The 18308-nt window shown below is 53.7% G+C and carries 18 protein-coding genes; 13 read left to right on the top strand and 5 right to left on the bottom strand.

Annotated features, from left to right (window positions below; genetic code table 11):
- The first annotated feature begins 79 nt into the window (after nt 1-79).
- The 9 genes from E9531_RS01715 to E9531_RS01675 all read left to right on the top strand — a co-directional run bounded on the left by E9531_RS01715 (nt 80) and on the right by E9531_RS01675 (nt 9920).
- Nucleotides 80-1210: an endonuclease/exonuclease/phosphatase family protein gene (locus E9531_RS01715; protein WP_136571997.1), complete on the top strand. Its 1131-nt coding sequence runs from the start codon at nt 80-82 to the stop codon at nt 1208-1210.
- Between the two features lie 242 nt (nt 1211-1452).
- A complete protein-coding gene (gene grpE / locus E9531_RS01710) occupies nt 1453-2022 on the top strand; it encodes a nucleotide exchange factor GrpE (RefSeq protein ID WP_136571996.1) in 570 nt (189 codons plus the stop codon).
- Nucleotides 2023-2192: 170 nt separating this feature from the next.
- Nucleotides 2193-4115, top strand: a complete 1923-nt coding sequence (gene dnaK, locus E9531_RS01705; protein ID WP_136571995.1) for a molecular chaperone DnaK — start codon at nt 2193-2195, stop codon at nt 4113-4115.
- Nucleotides 4116-4297: 182 nt separating this feature from the next.
- Nucleotides 4298-5440, top strand: a complete 1143-nt coding sequence (dnaJ, locus tag E9531_RS01700) for a molecular chaperone DnaJ (RefSeq protein ID WP_136571994.1) — start codon at nt 4298-4300, stop codon at nt 5438-5440.
- A gap of 243 nt (nt 5441-5683) precedes the next feature.
- Nucleotides 5684-6901: a serine/threonine transporter SstT gene (sstT, locus tag E9531_RS01695; RefSeq protein WP_136571993.1), complete on the top strand. Its 1218-nt coding sequence runs from the start codon at nt 5684-5686 to the stop codon at nt 6899-6901.
- 170 nt (nt 6902-7071) lie between these two features.
- Nucleotides 7072-8073 (top strand): type I glyceraldehyde-3-phosphate dehydrogenase, encoded by a 1002-nt coding sequence (gene gap / locus E9531_RS01690; protein WP_136571992.1) that lies wholly within the window; start codon nt 7072-7074, stop codon nt 8071-8073.
- Nucleotides 8074-8250: 177 nt separating this feature from the next.
- The gene (locus E9531_RS01685; protein WP_136571991.1) at nt 8251-8580 is read left to right on the top strand and encodes a YbjQ family protein; all 330 of its coding nucleotides are present in this window, start codon (nt 8251-8253) and stop codon (nt 8578-8580) included.
- A 13-nt stretch (nt 8581-8593) separates the two neighbouring features.
- Nucleotides 8594-9055, top strand: a complete 462-nt coding sequence (locus E9531_RS01680) for a YbjQ family protein (RefSeq protein ID WP_136571990.1) — start codon at nt 8594-8596, stop codon at nt 9053-9055.
- Nucleotides 9027-9920: a M48 family metallopeptidase gene (locus tag E9531_RS01675; RefSeq protein ID WP_136571989.1), complete on the top strand. Its 894-nt coding sequence runs from the start codon at nt 9027-9029 to the stop codon at nt 9918-9920. The genes E9531_RS01680 and E9531_RS01675 overlap by 29 nt, the downstream gene beginning before the upstream one ends.
- A gap of 6 nt (nt 9921-9926) precedes the next feature.
- On the opposite strand, the gene E9531_RS01670 is transcribed toward E9531_RS01675, so the two are convergent.
- The 4 genes from E9531_RS01670 to E9531_RS01655 are packed head-to-tail and all read right to left on the bottom strand — an operon-like array spanning nt 9927 to nt 13544.
- Complete coding sequence (locus E9531_RS01670; RefSeq protein ID WP_136571988.1) at nt 9927-10760, bottom strand: metal ABC transporter permease; 834 nt, start codon at nt 10758-10760, stop codon at nt 9927-9929.
- Nucleotides 10757-11665, bottom strand: coding sequence for a metal ABC transporter permease (locus E9531_RS01665; RefSeq protein ID WP_136571987.1), 909 nt, complete (start codon nt 11663-11665; stop codon nt 10757-10759). The genes E9531_RS01670 and E9531_RS01665 overlap by 4 nt, the downstream gene beginning before the upstream one ends.
- Complete coding sequence (locus tag E9531_RS01660) at nt 11662-12618, bottom strand: manganese/iron ABC transporter ATP-binding protein (protein WP_280177166.1); 957 nt, start codon at nt 12616-12618, stop codon at nt 11662-11664. The genes E9531_RS01665 and E9531_RS01660 overlap by 4 nt, the downstream gene beginning before the upstream one ends.
- A complete protein-coding gene (locus E9531_RS01655) occupies nt 12615-13544 on the bottom strand; it encodes a metal ABC transporter substrate-binding protein (RefSeq protein ID WP_280177165.1) in 930 nt (309 codons plus the stop codon). Before E9531_RS01655 ends, E9531_RS01660 begins: the two co-directional genes overlap by 4 nt.
- A 258-nt stretch (nt 13545-13802) precedes the next feature.
- Here E9531_RS01655 and mntR point away from each other — a divergent pair, with 258 nt between their 5' ends.
- Nucleotides 13803-14276, top strand: coding sequence for a manganese-binding transcriptional regulator MntR (gene mntR, locus E9531_RS01650; RefSeq protein WP_136572250.1), 474 nt, complete (start codon nt 13803-13805; stop codon nt 14274-14276).
- A gap of 21 nt (nt 14277-14297) precedes the next feature.
- Here mntR and E9531_RS01645 read toward each other — a convergent pair whose 3' ends face one another.
- Nucleotides 14298-15248, bottom strand: a complete 951-nt coding sequence (locus E9531_RS01645) for a LysR family transcriptional regulator (protein ID WP_136571985.1) — start codon at nt 15246-15248, stop codon at nt 14298-14300.
- A 493-nt stretch (nt 15249-15741) separates the two neighbouring features.
- On the opposite strand from E9531_RS01645, the gene E9531_RS01640 reads away from it, so the two are divergent.
- From E9531_RS01640 to E9531_RS01630, 3 genes are read left to right on the top strand one after another with little or no spacing between them, the layout of a single operon-like run.
- Nucleotides 15742-16758: an N-carbamoyl-D-amino-acid hydrolase gene (locus tag E9531_RS01640; RefSeq protein ID WP_136571984.1), complete on the top strand. Its 1017-nt coding sequence runs from the start codon at nt 15742-15744 to the stop codon at nt 16756-16758.
- Complete coding sequence (locus tag E9531_RS01635; RefSeq protein WP_244609931.1) at nt 16755-17792, top strand: threonine/serine dehydratase family protein; 1038 nt, start codon at nt 16755-16757, stop codon at nt 17790-17792. Before E9531_RS01640 ends, E9531_RS01635 begins: the two co-directional genes overlap by 4 nt.
- Nucleotides 17793-17822: 30 nt before the next feature.
- Entirely contained in the window at nt 17823-18242 is a 420-nt protein-coding gene (locus E9531_RS01630) for a VOC family protein (RefSeq protein ID WP_136571983.1), read from the top strand.
- The last annotated feature ends 66 nt before the right edge of the window (nt 18243-18308 follow it).

The raw sequence follows: 18308 nt of genomic DNA, 5'->3' as shown, positions 1-18308 counted from the left end.
AAATAAGGAAATAGCGCGCTTAGATGGCGTATACGGTATTGGGCCATGGGGGCTCTGACAATCCTTCAGAATGTGCGGCATGAACGCCCTGTCCATTGCGATTGTTGTTTTCTCCAGCCTGCTGGTAGTATTGACCATACTGCCATGCTTCAAGTCACGGGTATGGTGGGTGCGGATATGGGACTTCCCGCGCTCACAACTGGCCACATTGCTCGGTATTGCATTGCTGATGCAACTGACATGGTTACCCCCCCTCCAGCCTGGCGCCAACGCTTTCCCTTATTGGCCGTTATGGCTTGGAATTACCACATTTGCCAGCTTACTGTACCAACTGTGGTGGATCATGCCGTACACCCCTTTGTGGCGCAAAGAAGTGCGCTGGGCAGATGCGCATGAACACGGCCCCCGCCTGAAATTGATGAGCGCCAATGTGCTCACACCCAACCGTAACACACAAGCACTGATTGCACTGGTTCAACAGCACCGCCCCGATATCCTCGTCACCTTGGAAACCGATGCATGGTGGCAACAGCAACTGCAACCACTCGAGGCTGATTACCCGTTCCGAATGGCCTGCCCGCTCGACAATTTGTATGGCATGCACGTGTATTCGCGCTTGCCGCTCAGTGAGATGCAAACGCAATTTCTCGTGGAAGACGATGTGCCCTCCATGCATGCCAGCCTGACTTTGGTCAAGGATTTGCAGGTGCGCGTGCATTTCTTGCACCCAGCGCCCCCCAGTCCAACAGAAAATGCAGAATCAACTGAGCGAGACATTGAACTGCTGATGCTGGCCAAAAGTTTGGAAAAGGAAGAAGGGCCAGCCATCGTGGCTGGAGACCTCAACGATGTAGCCTGGTCACCCACCACACGGCTGTTTCGCAAGCTCAGTGGATTGTTGGATCCCCGGGTTGGCCGCTCACTGGTGAATACATTCCATGCAGAGCACTGGTTCGCACGCTGGCCGTTGGATCACTTTTTCCACTCAGACCATTTTGAGTTGGTACATATTGCACGCCTGCCCAGCATCGGCTCCGACCATTTCCCCGTCATGGTAGAGCTGCAGTACCACCCCCACAATGCGGCGCAACAAGAGGGCTTGCAGGCAACTCCTGAAGACAAACAAGAGGCCAAAGAGACCCTGCAAGAGCATGGTGCCCAAGCCAGCGACGTCCCTGAGCCAACGGCCCAAGAACAAAAGAACGTATAAAAAACGCATTAAAAGCACTGTTCCACAACAGCCAGCATGCGCTTGACTGCCCCCAGAGAAGCAGAAAAAAACGTCTGGACTCTTGAAATTCTCCAATCACCCCCCATTCCTTGTGGGCAAGCAAGCGTTTGGTCGCACTCCACGTCCTTTTGCTTGATTCAGGACTGGCCATACCGCAGCGCGAAGATGGCGCCTGAACAAACATTTTTAAAGACTGAAACAACGAACACCAAGGACTTTTCATGACAGCAGAAGAAAAAGACCCCGTTTCCAACCACAACGCCGACCAAGCTCCCCAAGCAGACGGCCTTGATGTCAATGAAGAATTGGCAGGTCTGTACGCTGAAATAGAGAGTTTGAAAGCACAAGCGGCTGAAGCAGAAGCCTTGCAAGCGAAAAACCAGGAGTTGTCCGAGCAATTCCTGCGTGCCAAGGCTGACGCAGAAAACGCCCGCCGCCGCGCAGAAGACGACGTGGCCAAAGCCCGCAAATTCGGCATCGAGGGCTTTGCCCAAGACTTGTTGGCCGTAGCCGACAGTCTCGATGCCGCGCTGGCTATCGAGTCAGCAACATCTGAACAACTGCTCGAAGGCACCAAAGCCACACTGAGTCAGCTTCAATCGGTGTTCGAGCGCAACAAGCTGCAATCCATCGCACCAGAGGTTGGCAGCAAATTCGACCCCAATCAGCACCAAGCCATCAGCGCAGTACCGGCTGAGCAAGAATCTGGCACCGTAGTCAGCGTGCTGCAAAAAGGGTATGCCATTGCCGACCGCATCCTGCGCCCCGCTCTCGTTGTAGTGGCTGCTTAAGGGTGCACTGCTTACCCGCGCAGAATCATTTGATTTTTGCAATGCGCGGGAAAGACCTTAAGGCAGGCAAGTTTTTTTGACTCTCCCCTCTTGAAGCCCTTTCCAAGGCCCCTAATTAAGGGACAGTCACATCGAATTCATTCGAAATCAAACATTTTGGAGTAAGAACAATGGGAAAAATCATCGGTATTGACCTCGGCACAACCAACAGTTGCGTTTCCGTGATGGAAGGCAACTCCACCCGAGTGATCGAAAACAGCGAAGGCGCACGCACCACTCCGTCCATCGTCGCGTATCAACAAGACGGCGAAATTCTGGTTGGCGCATCAGCAAAGCGCCAAGCCGTCACCAACGCAGCCAACACCATCTACGCCGTCAAGCGCTTGGTTGGCCGCCGCTTTGAAGATAAAGAAGTACAAAAAGACATCGAAAAGATGCCTTACAAAATCGTCAAGGCAGACAACGGTGACGCATGGGTTGAAGCCCGTGGCGACAAACTGGCCCCTCAACAGGTCAGCGCCGAAATTCTGCGCAAGATGAAGAAAACCGCAGAAGACTTCTTGGGCGAGCCAGTGACTGAAGCCGTGATCACGGTTCCTGCTTATTTCAACGATGCACAACGCCAAGCAACTAAAGACGCTGGTCGTATCGCAGGCTTGGAGGTCAAACGCATCATCAACGAACCAACTGCTGCTGCACTGGCCTTTGGCCTGGATAAAGCCGGCAAAGGTGACCGCAAGATTGCGGTGTACGACTTGGGTGGCGGTACGTTTGACGTATCCATCATCGAAATCGCTGACGTCGACGGCGAAAAACAGTTTGAAGTCCTCTCTACCAACGGTGACACATTCTTGGGCGGTGAAGACTTTGACCAACGCATCATCAACTACATCATCGACGAGTTCAAGAAAGAGCAAGCCGTTGACCTGTCCAAAGATGTACTGGCACTGCAACGCCTGAAAGAAGCTGCTGAAAAAGCCAAAATCGAACTCTCCAACAGCACACAAACCGATATCAATCTGCCTTACATCACAGCCGATGCATCTGGTCCGAAACACTTGAACATCAAGTTGACACGCGCCAAACTCGAATCGCTGGTGGAAGACTTGATTGCCCGCTCGATCGAGCCATGCCGCACTGCCATCAAAGATGCTGGCGTGAAAATCAGCGACATTGATGACGTGATTCTGGTGGGCGGACAAACCCGCATGCCAAAAGTGCAAGAAGCCGTGAAGGACTTCTTTGGCAAAGAACCACGCCGTGACGTAAACCCTGATGAAGCTGTTGCTGTGGGTGCTGCCGTACAAGGCCAGGTGCTCTCGGGTGACCGCACCGACGTGTTGCTGCTGGACGTGACGCCCCTGTCTCTGGGTATTGAAACCCTGGGCGGTGTGATGACGAAGATGATCACCAAAAACACGACCATCCCCACCAAGCACGCTCAAACGTTCTCCACTGCGGACGACAACCAGCCTGCGGTGACGATCAAAGTGTTCCAGGGTGAGCGCGAAGTGGCATCGGGCAATAAATTGCTGGGTGAGTTCAACTTGGAAGGCATTGCTCCAGCACCACGCGGCACACCGCAAATTGAAGTGAGCTTTGACATTGACGCCAACGGCATCTTGCACGTCAGCGCCAAGGACAAAGGCACAGGCAAAGAGAACAAGATCACCATTAAAGCCAACTCCGGTCTGTCAGAAGACGAAATTCAGCAAATGGTCAAGGATGCCGAACTGAATGCGGCTGAAGACAAGAAAAAGCTGGAACTGGTGCAAGCCAAGAACGAAGGCGAGGCCACGTTGCACAACATCCGCAAATCGCTGGGCGAGCATGGCGACAAGCTCGAAGCTGCTGAGAAAGAGTCGATTGAAAAGGCAGCTACTGATTTGGAAGAGGCCCTCAAAGGCGAGGACAAGGATGCAATTGCAGCCAAAACTGCCGAGTTGCTGACTGCTAGCCAAAAATTGGGCGAGAAGGTCTACGCAGAAGCTCAGGCAGCCGCACGCAACGCAGAAGGTGCAGCAGGCCAACAAGCCCAAGCTCCTGAAGATGATGTGGTGGATGCTGAAGTTAAAGAAGTCAAGAAAGACTAAGTCTGCGACCTTCGCAGGAGTGGTGCCACACCGCTGGCGGGCTTTTCAAGACGCAAGTTTGAAACAACCCACCCCACTCCAGCCCTCAGCTGCCGCCGCACCTGGCCTTTACAAGCCGCGTGCGGCGTTGCTGCTTTCATGAACCGGCTGCCCCTCCCGTTGTACTGGGGATGATGAACACCATGGCAAAAAGAGATTACTACGAAGTGCTGGGCGTGCCCAAAAACGCCAGCGATGACGAGATCAAAAAAGCGTACCGCAAGATCTCCTCCAAATACCATCCTGATCGCCATCAAGGCGACGAGGCCAAAGCAACAGCAGAAGAGAAATTCAAGGAAGGCAAAGAAGCCTACGAGATGCTCTCTGACCCGCAAAAGCGCGCAGCATACGACCAATATGGCCATGCCGGAGTGGACCCCAATATGCGCGGCGGCTTTGGTGGGCAAGAGGGTTTTGGTGGCGGAGGTTTCGCTGAGGCGTTTGGCGACATCTTTGGCGACATGTTCGGCCAGCAACGCCGTGGCGGCGGCGGACGCCAAGTTTATAAAGGCAATGATTTATCCTATGCAATGGAAATCAGCCTGGAAGAAGCCGCCCAAGGCAAAGATGCGCAAATCAAAATTCCAGCCTGGAACGACTGCGACACATGCCATGGCACAGGAGCAAAGCCCGGCACAGATGTGAAAACCTGCACCACCTGTAACGGCAACGGCGCCGTGCAGATGCGCCAAGGCTTTTTCAGCGTACAGCAAACCTGCCCTACTTGCCACGGCAGTGGGAAGATCATTCCTGAACCCTGCTCAGCTTGCCATGGCCAAGGCAAAATCAAGAGTCAGAAAACGCTCGAAATCAAAATTCCTGCGGGGATTGACGATGGCATGCGCATTCGCTCCTCTGGCAATGGGGAACCTGGCACCAACGGGGGGCCACCAGGCGATCTGTACATTGAAATTCGCGTCAAGGCGCACGAGATTTTTGAGCGCGATGGCGATGACCTGCACTGCACAGTGCCCATTAGCATGACAAAAGCAGCGTTGGGCGGTGAAATTGAAGTGCCGACGCTCAGTGGCAAAGCAGCCATTGATATTCCTGAAGGCACGCAGCCTGGTAAACAATTCCGTCTGCGCGGTAAAGGCATCAAGGGTCTGCGTTCCAGCGTAGCTGGCGATCTGTATTGCCATATCGAGGTGGAAATCCCCGTCAAGCTCACCGAGTTCCAGCGCAAAACGCTCAAGGAATTCGATGAGTCGCTGCAAAAAGGTGGCGGCAAGCATTCACCAAGCAGCCAATCCTTTGCAGATAAATTCAAGCGATTCTTTAGCTGATTGTCAGCCTTATTTCGCATTTAAGCCCCAGCCGCTCTAACGGTTTGGGGCTTTTTTGATGGTGCAGCAGCATGCATGCCTGACGCTATACGTGCACTTTGAGGCGCATGCAATCCATACGATCCCCTATACTCACGCCCTTTTATAGGGCACGGCATGCTCACAAAGTGTGCTTTGCTGTTCACTGCAGAGCAGTCACCAATCCTAAGGCGGCTCTGCCTGCTTTTAGAAAGCTGCTGTTTCATGTCCCATCCCACCAACCCATTCGTCGCGCTATTCCAACGAACTACCCTAGTGACGCGCATCATCATTGGCTTGCTGCTCGGCATTGCATTGGCGTGGCTATCACCGGAAACGGCGCTCAAAGTTGAATTATTAGGCCAATTGTTTGTTTCAGCACTGAAAGCTGCCGCCCCCATTTTGGTGCTCGTTTTGGTAACTGCCGCGCTGTCCATGCACCAAAAAGGCCAACCCACACATATTCGACCTGTGCTGATCATGTACTTGATCAGCACGTTCAGCGCTGCCGCATTGGCGGTCGCTGCGAGTTTTCTTTTCCCCACGAAGTTGGTGTTGAAGCTGGACGCCGCACAGGGCAATCCTCCCGGTAGCATTTTGGAGGTATTGCACGACCTGCTGATGAGCATCTTCACGGGCCCTGTGCAAGCGCTTTATGAATCCAACTACATTGCCATTTTGGTATGGGCGATCGCACTTGGATTGACGTTACGGCATGCCTCCTCAGCCACACGTGGCATGCTGCAAGACTTCGCAACCTCATTCACAGCCATTGTTCGCGGCGTTATTGCCCTGGCCCCGATTGGTATTTTTGGCTTAGTTGCAAGCACGCTAGCATCCTCAGGATTTGATGCATTGAAGGATTACGCACGCTTACTTGCAGTGATGGTAGGCTGCATGCTGATCGTGACACTGGTGATCAACCCGTTACTGGCTTTTGTCAAAATGCGCCGCAACCCTTACCCACTGCTTATGGTTATTCTGCGTGAAAGTGCAGTCACAGCATTCTTCACTCGCAGCTCAGCAGCCAATATCCCGGTGAACCTGCGCTTGTGTGAAAAACTCAATCTCGACAAAGATACTTACAGCATCACCATTCCGCTTGGTGCAACTATCAATATGGCGGGAGCAGCCATCACTATTTCAGTCATGGCATTGGCCACTACCTATACGCTGGATATTCCAGTAGATATCCCTACAGCATTGCTGTTGTGCGTTGTGTCTTCCCTGGCTGCAGCAGGTGTTTCAGGTGTGGCTGGTGGTTCACTGCTGCTTATCCCGATGGCAACAAGTCTGTTTGGCGTTTCACCAGATATCGCGATGCAAGTGGTTGCGATTGGTTTTGTTATCGGCGTAGTACAAGACTCATTCGAGACAGCATTGAACTCACATACTGATGTTCTGTTTACCGCTGCAGCCTCAAGAGCCGTCAACAAAGCCTGAGCCCATGCGAACGGCCTTCATCGCATATTTTTACGTTGAGGGCATTGAGTGACAAAGTGGTGACACGCTTTAGAATGCTGGGTTAATCACAAACCGGTCAGGCCATTGAGCCTGGGAGACAACTGGTTTGAGTCAGTTTGCGATCTTTTTTTCTATCTCAAAGGACAGACATGACCATCAAGTTAGGTATCAATGGATTTGGGCGTATTGGCCGCAATGTATTGCGCGCAGCCGTTCAAAATTTCAGCGACATTGAAGTGGTTGCCATCAACGACTTGCTCGAGCCTGATTACCTGGCCTACATGCTGCAATACGACAGCGTGCATGGTCGCTTCAAAGGCGACGTGGCAGTTGAAGGCAACACGCTGATTGTCAACGGTAAAAAAATCCGCCTGACACAAGAGCGCGATCCAGCTAACTTGAAGTGGAATGAAGTGGGCGCAGACGTTGTGCTTGAATCAACTGGCCTGTTTCTGACAAAAGAAACCGCACAAAAGCACATCGATGCTGGCGCGAAAAAAGTCATCATGTCAGCGCCCTCCAAGGATGACACCCCCATGTTTGTGCGCGGCGTGAACTGTGTCAACTACAACGGCGAAGCCATCATCTCCAACGCATCGTGCACAACCAACTGCTTGGCTCCATTGGCCAAGGTGCTGCACGACAAGTGGGGCATCAAGCGCGGTTTGATGACCACTGTGCACGCAGCAACAGCAACCCAGAAAACCGTTGACGGCCCCTCCTCCAAAGACTGGCGCGGCGGCCGTGGCATTTTGGAAAACATCATCCCATCGAGCACAGGTGCTGCCAAAGCTGTTGGCGTGGTGATTCCTTCTCTGAACAAAAAACTCACTGGCATGTCTTTCCGTGTGCCTACCTCTGACGTGTCAGTGGTGGACTTGACGGCCGAATTGGAAAAACCAGCGACCTATGAGGAAATCAAGGCCGAAATGAAGGCCCAATCCGAAGGCGCACTCAAGGGTATTTTGGGCTACACGGAAGACGCCGTGGTCGCGACCGATTTCCGCGGTGATGCACGTACCTCAATCTTTGATGCCAACGCGGGTATCCAGCTGGACTCCACCTTTGTGAAGCTGGTATCTTGGTATGACAACGAGTGGGGCTACTCCAACAAATGCCTGGAAATGGTGCGCGTGGTCAGCGGCAAATAAGCCACTCCCAAATGGTTGGCCTGTTCAGGTTTTAGGCCACCGATACAATCCTGAGGTCGCTTGTAGCCACGCTGCAAGCGACCTTTTCTTTACCCTACCCAGCAAGAAGGTGTTGGCAGCGGTATTGTCCCCGCCCACCTCAGCCAAGAACATCCGCAACAACCGAGTGAGAACCACATGTTATTGAGCAACACCGAATACATCCCCGGCTATACCATCACGCGCCATCTTGGTCTGGTGCAAGGCAGCACCGTACGCGCCAAACATGCCGGACGCGACATCATGGCCAGTCTCAAGAATATTGTGGGAGGAGAGCTCAAGGGCTATACCGAACTGCTCAATGAATCACGCCAAGAAGCGCTTGATCGCATGCAGGAGCAAGCCCGCAGTGTAGGGGCCAATGCCGTCATTAACGTGCGTTTCAGTACCTCTAATATTGCGGCTGGAGCCTCTGAACTGCTTGCCTATGGCACTGCCGTGGTACTTGAAAAACGTGAACATGCATGAGTAGGAGCATCCTATGGGCTTACTCATCGAGTTGATTGTTCCCATCCTTCTGGGACTTACTGGGCTATTAGTTGGAACCTTGCTCGAGCGCAAACACTACCGCTCCATTCGTGCACGGGAAGAGGCTTTACGCCACATCATGGTGTTCAATGAAAAACGCCCTCCGTTGAGCTTCACGGGTCAGCACTTTCATTTAGTGCAAGGCTCAGTGGTGGTGTCAAGCGACTATTTCAAAAATATTGCGGCCAGTCTGAAAAGTTTTTTTGGTGGTCGCTTAACCAGCTACGAAACCCTGATGGACCGCGGCAGGCGCGAAGCGATTCTGCGCATGAAAGAACAAGCCGCAGCCGTTGGGGCCACTGCTATTTTTGCCGTTCGACTGGAGACCTCCACACTCAACAGCATCGGCGGCAGGGGGGGCATTGGCAGTGCCGAGTTTTTAGCCTATGGCACAGCATGGTCTGCGCAGCCCTGAGTCAGCCAATTTAAAAACCATGGCCAGTTACGAAAATCCCAGCGTTCGCGATGACGTGAATGTCGCACCCCATTCTGCCGTTGGTGAGTTCGCCAAGCTCAGCATTGCGCTGGCAGCGTCCGTCGTACTGCTGGTAGTGGCATTGACCTGGGGATTTCGTTGGCTGGCCCCCTGGATTCCATTTAGCTATGAGCAACGCATAGCAGCGCCGATAGTAGAGCAACTCACCAAAGACCGTGGAACGTCGCCTGCGCAGTCCTACCTGCAGCATTTGGCCGAGCAGTTGGCGGCACACATGGACTTCCCCAAAGGAATGTCTGTGCAAGTGCACTGGAGCGACAGTACTGTTCCCAATGCGTTTGCCACCTTGGGTGGTCACATCACGATCTACCAAGGCTTGATTCACAGCGTGCAAACAGAAAATGGGCTCGCCATGGTCTTGGCTCACGAGCTCGCTCATGTGCGCCACCGCGATCCGCTGGTCTCTGCTGGCAGCGGGTTGATACTGGCCTCCAGCCTAGGGGCAGTATTAGGCAGTGGGGCTGAATCCATCGTGGGAAAAACGTCAGCTGCTTTGATGCAGTTGCAGTTTTCCAGACAGCAAGAGCGTGCTGCCGATGCTGTGGCCTTGCGTGCTCTACACGCCTATTACGGCCACGCCTCAGGTGCTGATGAATTTTTCAGCACCATGCAGCAAGCAGGAAAAACCTGGGCAGCCCACAACGCCGCAACCTTCTTGCAAACCCACCCAGGTACAGAACAACGCATTGCAGACATTCGTGCCTTTGTAGCTGCTACCGCAGTCAAAGACGAAGTTCAGTTGACGCCATTGCCGGATTTCTTACGTACACCAACAGCGAAATAGAGGCACCTACGTCTGCTGCAAGGCGCTTTGCTGTCTGTAGACCGTGCAGGCAAAAACCACAATGAACAGCACGCTGAGTAACAGCACAATCGTGGGGCCAGGTGCACTGTCAAGGTGAAAGCTCAGTAGCACCCCTGAGACTGAGGCCAAGACAGAGATGGCCGTTGCCCACAACAGCATCTTGCCAAAGCTGCGCACGATCAAAAAAGCGATGGCTCCTGGCGCTATCAACAAGGCAATAGACAAGACCAATCCGACGGCCTTCAAAGCGCCCACGACTGCCAGTGAAACAGCGGCCAACAAACCGTAATGCAACCAACGCACGGGCAAACCCGCCGTATGGGCCTGCACCGGGTCAAAGGCATACAGCAGTAAATCACGCCATTTCAAAGCTATCCATCCTGCCACCACAGCAGCAATCGCGGCACTTTCCAACACATCTCGCCATTGCACCCCTAACATGTCGCCAAAGAGGATATGGTCTAAATGCACGTCGCTTGGCACCCACACATAAATCAAAAGACCAAGCGCAAACAAACCTGAAAACACCACGCCCATGGCCGTGTCCTGCTTGATTCGGCTATTACTGTGCAAGTAGCCTGTTGCCAATGCGCAGCCCATGCCCGCTATGAATGCACCCAGCGCCAGCGGCCAGCCAGCCCAATACGCCAGCACCACGCCCGGAAAGACACCATGCGCAATGGCATCACCCAGCAAGGCCCAACCTTTGAGCACCAACAAGCACGACAGCAGTGCCGTGGGAATGGCCACCAGCACAGCGATGGCCAAAGCCATTTGCATGAAGTCGTACTGAAAAGGAGTCGTCAGCCAACTCATCATCGAGCCCCCTCCAATTCAGCCTGAACATCCATCCCATGCTTGCCTGCGAACAAAGCGTGCTGTGCCTTGCGGCGGGCCACCAAAAGACCGTGTTTTGGCGCCAGCACAAAGGCCAATGCAAACACCATCGTTTGTAACAAGACGATGATGGCACCAGTAGCACCATCGAGAAAGTAGCTGGCATAAGCTCCAACGGCACTGGTGAGCACGCCAATACTGACGGCCAACACAATCATTCGCCCGAAACGGTCACACAGCAAATACGCAGTCGCGCCGGGCGTGACAATCAACGCAATCACCAAAAATGCGCCCACCGTCTGCATGGCCGCTACTGTGCTGGCTGAAAGCAAGGCAAAAAACACCACTTTCAATGCTGTGATAGGCAAACCCAAGCTGCGTGCGTGCGCCTCATCAAAAAAAACCAGCATCAGGTCTTTCCACTTGAGCAATAACACCAGCGTGGTGACGGAGCCTATAAGAAGCAATTGCACCGTATCGGCAGGGGTGATGGCCAGCACATTGCCCAACACAATGGATTGGATATTCACACTCGTGGGAGAGAGTGACACCATGAACAAGCCCAGACCAAAGAATGACGTAAAGATCAAGCCAATGATGGCGTCTTCCTTCAACTTGGTGCGGTGATTGAGAAACACCATGGCCGCAGCAGCTAGCCCTCCGCTGAAGAATGCGCCGATAGAAAAGGGCAAACCCAACATATAAGCCCCAGCCACACCCGGCACGATCGAGTGCGACAGTGCATCACCAATCAACGACCAACCTTTGAGCATTAAAAAGCACGATAGGAAAGCACAAACGCCCCCTATCAAGGCGCATACCCAAATTGCATTGCGCATATAGCCATAGGTAAATGGCTCTGCCAACAACATCCACCATTCGTTCATGAGCGTCCCTGGTGTTCGGTTTGTTCATCCACTTCACTCACCGCCGGTAAGCGGTGCTGCCCACGAACAGAAGAGCGCCCATCCAGCAAGACCAACGGTCTTTCATCATCAGTCATGATGCCCACGGTAGCACCAGGCGCGGCGCCATGCGCCTGTGGCAAATCGAAGTGGCGCAACACGCCACCAAAAGCCAACTCCAGATTGTCATGGGTAAACACGTCGGTTGTCGGGCCATACGCCAGCACCGTGTGCTTGATCAGCACCGTATGGTCGCAAAACTCCGGCACGCTGCCCAGGTTATGGGTGGACACCAGCATCACCCTGCCCTCGTCTTTCAACGCGCGCAACAACCCAATGATGGCGTCCTCCGTTTTCACATCCACACCGGTAAACGGCTCATCCAGCAAAATCACCGTGGCATCTTGCGCCAAGGCACGCGCCAGAAAAACACGTTTTTTCTGGCCTCCAGAAAGCTCGCCGATCTGGCGCTGACGCAACTCCAGCAACCCCACACGCGTTAAGGCGCGTGTGACAGCTTCATGGTCTTGCTGACGGGGAATGCGGAAAAACCCCATATGCCCGAATCGCCCCATCATGACGACGTCCTCGACCAACACAGGAAAGTTCCAGTCAACCTCTTCACTTTGCGGGACATAGGCGATGCGTTTATGCCTGAGCGCCTCACGCACTGGCTGCCCCAACACTTCAATGCGCCCATGCGACACATGCAAAAAACCCATGATGGCCTTGAACATGGTTGACTTACCGGCCCCATTCACCCCCACCAACGCCGTGATACTGCCTGCCGGGGTCGAGAAGCTGGCATCGCGCAATGCGGTATGCCCGTTGCGGTAAGTAATCGTCACGCCCTGCACCACGATACCTGCCACACCATTGAGTTGGGCGGACATGGCATCGCACGCATCAGCAGCCATCTGTCCCTGCGCATTCATGGCGCGACCCCATGCAAGCCATTGGCAATGGTGGAAGCGGTCACCCGCAGCAAGTCTAAATAAGTGGGCACCGCCCCGCCCTGCTCCGTGAGCGAATCCACATACAACACCCCGCCATAGCGTGCTCCCGTTTCGCGGGCTACTTGCTGCGCAGGTGCGGGCGAGATGGTGCTTTCACTGAAAACCACGCCAATACCATTCGCGCGCACGGCATCAATCACTTTGCGCACTTGCTTAGGCGTACCTTGCTGATCGGCATTGATGGGCCACAAATACAGTTCACGCAAACCAAAATCACGAGCCAGATAACTGAAAGCACCTTCACTGGTGACCAGCCAGCGCTGGTGATCTGGCAACGCAGCGAGTTGCTGGCGAATGGGCTCCATCGCCGCCTTAATTTGATCTTGATAGGCCTTGGCATTGCGCTCGTAAACAGCCGCATTGCCCGGATCGTATTGCACCAAGGCATCACGGATGTTGGCGACGTAGATCAACGCGGCATCTGGCGACATCCAGGCATGTGGATTGGGTTTATTTTGGTACGGCCCCTCTGCAATCCCCATGGGCTCAATACCCTTGGTGACAACCACACTGGGGACATTCTTGACCCGTTGAAAGAATCGCTCAAACCACAACTCCAGGTTCATTCCGTTCCAGAGCACCAATTGCGCCCCTTGCGCCCGAACCAAATCGCCCGGAGTTGGCTGGTACTCATGGATTTCTGCACCTGGTTTTGTGATGGATTCGACAATAGCGGCATCACCAGCAACATTGCGGGCCATATCCGCAATCACCGTAAACGTCGTCACCACTTTGATTTTCGCTGCTGGTGCTTGCGCCTCTTGCGCAAATGCGGCTGTACTACCCACAGTCGCCCCCAACAACACAATAGCAGCCCAACGCTGCACAACAGAAAATGCCTTCACCCCACTCCAATAGCCTTGCATGTACCTGAACCCTCAATGTGAACGTTGATGGAAATCGCTATACGCTGCAACCCACTCAGTGAGATATAGCCGTTGCTATATTTATTTTATAGCAATGGCTATATTTATCGCAAGACATGCGATGGCCCTACTTTCAATATGCCATTGACCTTCCCGTCTACAGCACACATGGCCTCACTGCGCTGGTTTTCAGGATAATCGGGGTATCAATCGAATACCTCTGTGACCACGACCACAATGCCTACCCCCCCACACGCCCCGCCACCAATCCCAGACCTTACCGAGCTGCCAGATCCCGTGCTGCAGGTTGAAGGATTCCAGCAGGTACGCGAAGCGCATCGGCTGGAAATCATTGAGGATTACGTGGAATTAATCTCTGACTTGCTGCTGGGCACCGGCGAAGCAAGGCAGGTACAAATTGCAGAGCGCATGGGCGTAGCCCAACCCACGGTGGCCAAAATGCTCAAACGCCTAGAGATCGAAGGTTATGTATGCCTGCGTCCATACCAAGGTGTGCAGTTGACACCACAAGGCGAAGCTATGGCTCTGTACAGTCGCAAACGCCATCAACTGGTGGAGTCTTTCCTCTTGGCGCTAGGGGTAGATGCCGACAGTGCCAGGCGTGACGCCGAAGGCATGGAGCACCATGTCAGCGAAGCTACCCTTAAGGCATTCGCCCGATTTCTCTCGGGCAAAGCGCCTGCAAACTAATCCATCCCCTACGCAAACGTTTTAGTTAGCAGCCATTTCCAGAAATGTGCTTTTCTCTACCTTGATCGCAGGAAATCCATTCTGCTCAACCAACACCTGCAAATCGGCAATGAAGCGTTGCGCCAGTTGGGATAGAGGCTCGAGCTTGTGATGCACTAAATTGGTCTGGAGCACAGGCCCTTGCTCCAACGGGCGCACCATGATGGGCCGTGCTGCATGCCAGCTGCGCACGGAAAACTCATCAACCAGCGCAATACCCACCCCCATCTCAACCATTGAGCCCGCATTTTGAGGCGAGCCCACCTCCATCACCTCTTGCAACTGCATCTCCATGTCTGTACAGAAACTGGCCACCTTGCGCCCCATCGGGGTGTCATGGCCATAACCGACCATGGGCCACTGGCATAAATCATCGCGCGTAATGCTTTCCTTTTCGCATAGCGGATGGTTGCTCGGCATGATGCAAACCAGCCGGTTATTGCACAGTGGCGTGATCTCTAAATTAGGATGGTCAATCGGTGAACTGATGATGCCCAAGTCAGCCTGATGGTTCAGTATCCGATCGCGAATATGCTCATAGCTGTGGCAAGAGAAAGTCATCTTGCAGTCCGGAAAGTGTTGGCGAAAACTCGCCATCGCTTGCGGAATAAAACTCTGGCCAATGGAGGGGCTGGAAACCAGATTCAACATACCGGTACGGTGGCGAGATAGATCATCGGCCAAATCGTTGACACGCTTGACAGCCTGATAAACCTGCTCGACTTCACCAATCAAACGCCTTGCCTCAGGCGTCGCAAACAAGCGCCCTTTGATGCGCTCAAAAAGCGCAAAACCTATCCGCTGCTCTGTGTAGGAAAGCAAACGACTGACCGCTGGCTGAGAAACGAACAGCATCTGCGACGCACCAGCAATCGATCCGGTGGTCATCACGGCACGGAAAACTTCAATTTGACGCAGGTTGAGTGCAGCCATAACAACAAAAAGCAAGAGGCGAGATGTTGGCCTAGCGTTTTGTAGAACTCTCCAAAACGCCAACGCAAAAATCCTTAACGCCGTGTTAATCAAGACCGACATTTCAGCAATTTCCATGCCACGCGATATCTCGCAAAATTTCCTCCATTGAATATTTCTCGTCCCATGCGGCTATGTCTTCTGTGACTGATGCCATCACCCACAGGCGCATCCATGCCGTCATCAACGGCATTGATGCGGCATTAAGCCTACTGCGCATTTGCTTGTCAGGTTTTAGAGCAAAGCCCCAGTCGACATGCAGCCCCTGCAGGACGTGAAAGGCATTGGCCGAGCCAGTCATTGAACTCGCGCAGGGGACAGCACCCGTGGCGCAGAGCCGAGCCTTGTTGAGTTCATAGGTGCAGACGTTCGTTTGGACTGCATGCGCTTGGTCCTGAGCGCAAGCGACAAGCCGATTGCACCTGTTGTTTGTTTTCTCTTTGGATGAATGGATATGACGCGTCTTATTACAGTGGCAGCAGCCCAACTTGGCCCAATTCAAAAAGCCGAAGGTCGCGATTCAGTAGTCGCCCGAATGGTCCGATTGGTTGAACGTGCGCACCAGCGTGGCGCCAATGTGGTGGTCTTTCCTGAACTGGCATTCACAACCTTTTTCCCACGCTGGTATGTCGAAGACCTTGACCAAGCCGACAACTGGTACGAAGAAAGCCTTCCTTCGGCTGCCACGCAACCGCTGTTTGATGCGATCAAGCGCTACGGTATCACCTGCTATTTAGGGTATGCCGAGATTGCGCATGAGCCTGACGAAACAGGCCAAGTACGCAAACGCCGCTTCAATACCTCGGTGGTCATTGCGCCCAGCGGAGAAATCATTTTGAAGTACCGCAAAATACACTTGCCCGGGCACAAAGAGTTCTCCAGTATTCGCAAAGTGCAGCATCTTGAGAAACGCTACTTTGAAGTAGGCAACTTAGGCTTTCCTGTCACTCGTGCACCAGTGGGCCAGGTCGATGGCGTCAATATGGGCATGCTGATCTGCAACGACCGCCGCTGGCCTGAATCATGGCGAGAGTTAGGTTTGCAACAAGTGGAGCTGGTGATGTTGGGCTACAACACGCCTGCGGTTAACCAAGAAAATCGAGGCTTCGAAGCCAACCACCTGCGCAACTTCCACTCGCAACTGTCCATCCAAGCCGGTTGCTACCAAAATGCAACCTTTGGGGTCGGTGTGGCCAAAGCTGGCAACGAAGATGGCTTTGAGCTGATGGGGCACTCCATCATCGTCAATCCGCAAGGTGAAATCATGGCCATGGCCACCAGTTGGGATGATGAATTGGTCGTAGCTGACTGCAACCTGGCGATGTGCGAACTGGGACGCACCACGATTTTCAATTTCGCGCAACATCGCCGCCTGGAAGCCTATACCCATATCACCAGCCAAACAGGCAGTACCCCGCCTGCGGTATGGATGCCGTCCACACAAGAAGAAACCGAGGCGCACTCATCATGAATGCCCCGCTCTCCCTCCATCTGCTACCAACAAGTATTGAGCATGAACTTTTTGGCCCTATGGCAGTACCTACGTTTGCCGAGGTGCAAGAAGCTGCTGACCGTATTGCACCTTATATACGGCGCACACCGCTGCTGTTTTCACGATCACTCAGCGACATGGCCGGTGGCGAAGTCTGGCTAAAGCCAGAATGCTTGCAAATCACCGGCTCATTCAAATTGCGCGGCGCCTTCAATGCGATCTTGTCGCTCACACCAGAGCAACGCGAGCAAGGCGTCATTGCCTATTCAACTGGTAACCACGGTCAAGCCATCGCTTGGGCCGCAGATGTACTGAACGTGAATGCCACCATCGTGATGCCAGCTGACGCCCCAAAAAACAAAGTGCAAAAAGCTTTGGCCAAAGGGGCTAAGGTTGTGCAGTACGACCGCATGACCCAAAGCCGAGAAGCCATTGGTATGCAGTTGCTGGCTGAAACAGGCGCCACATTGATTCCTCCTGGGGACTCGCCTGCTGTACTGGCTGCACAAGGCACGGTGGCCTTGGAAGCACTACAAGACTTGCCTGCTGCAACGCGCAACCAACTTGCCTTGTTTGCCGCGCCGTGCGGCGGTGGCGGAATGATGGCAGGCTGCAACCTGACTTTGCAGGCCCTTAGCCCCGGAACTCGCCGTGTGGCGGTCGAGCCAGCCGCATTTGACGATACAGTGCGTTCCCTTGCATCAGGAACGCGTGAGCACAACGCCAAGTCAGCACAATCGATTTGTGATGCCTTGCAAGCCGTGACCCCTGCGCAATTGCCATTCACGATCAACCAGCCTCTGCTCGGCCAAGCCATTTCGGTCAATGACAATGAAGTACTGGCAGCGATGCGCTTTGCACTGGAAGACTTGCGATTGGTGGTTGAGCCGGGCGGCGCAGTGGCTTTAGCGGCATTGCTTGCAGGCAAACTGCCGCTTCATGGCGCCAGCGCAGTGATCGTGCTCTCCGGTGCTAATGTCGATATGCCGCTGCTTGTTCAGGCATTGGCATAACCCCAACACTACGACGAAGAAAGACAAACCATGAATCTCCCCTCCGCATTCCATTTCGCTTTCAATATCACGGATCTGGATGTTGCCCGCCAGTTCTACGGGCAAGTGCTAGGCTGCACCGAGGGGCGCAGCACCGACACCTGGGTGGACTTTGATTTCTTCGGTCATCAAATCTCCTTGCACTTGGGCCAACCTTTTGCCACAGCGCCAACAGGCAAGGTTGGCAAACACATGGTGCCCATGCCGCATTTCGGCATCATCTTGCTCTACCCCGATTGGCAAGCGATGGCCGACCGACTCAAAGCCGCTGGCATTGCCTTCGTCCTCGAACCACAAGTGCGCTTTGAGGGCGAGCCAGGTGAGCAATGGACCATGTTCTTCCTGGACCCGTTTGGCAACCCCATCGAAGTCAAAGGTTTTCGCACTGAAGCGCAAATCTACGCCCACTAACCCTTTGCGTTGCGGCTGCGCCGCCTAAGCAATGCAGCCTGCCAATCCTCCCCACGAAATAACGCC

Origin of the sequence: Lampropedia puyangensis (assembly GCF_004833285.1) — a bacterium.
Classification (GTDB): domain Bacteria; phylum Pseudomonadota; class Gammaproteobacteria; order Burkholderiales; family Burkholderiaceae_C; genus Lampropedia; species Lampropedia puyangensis.
This window is presented reverse-complemented; position numbering and strand designations above follow the sequence as displayed.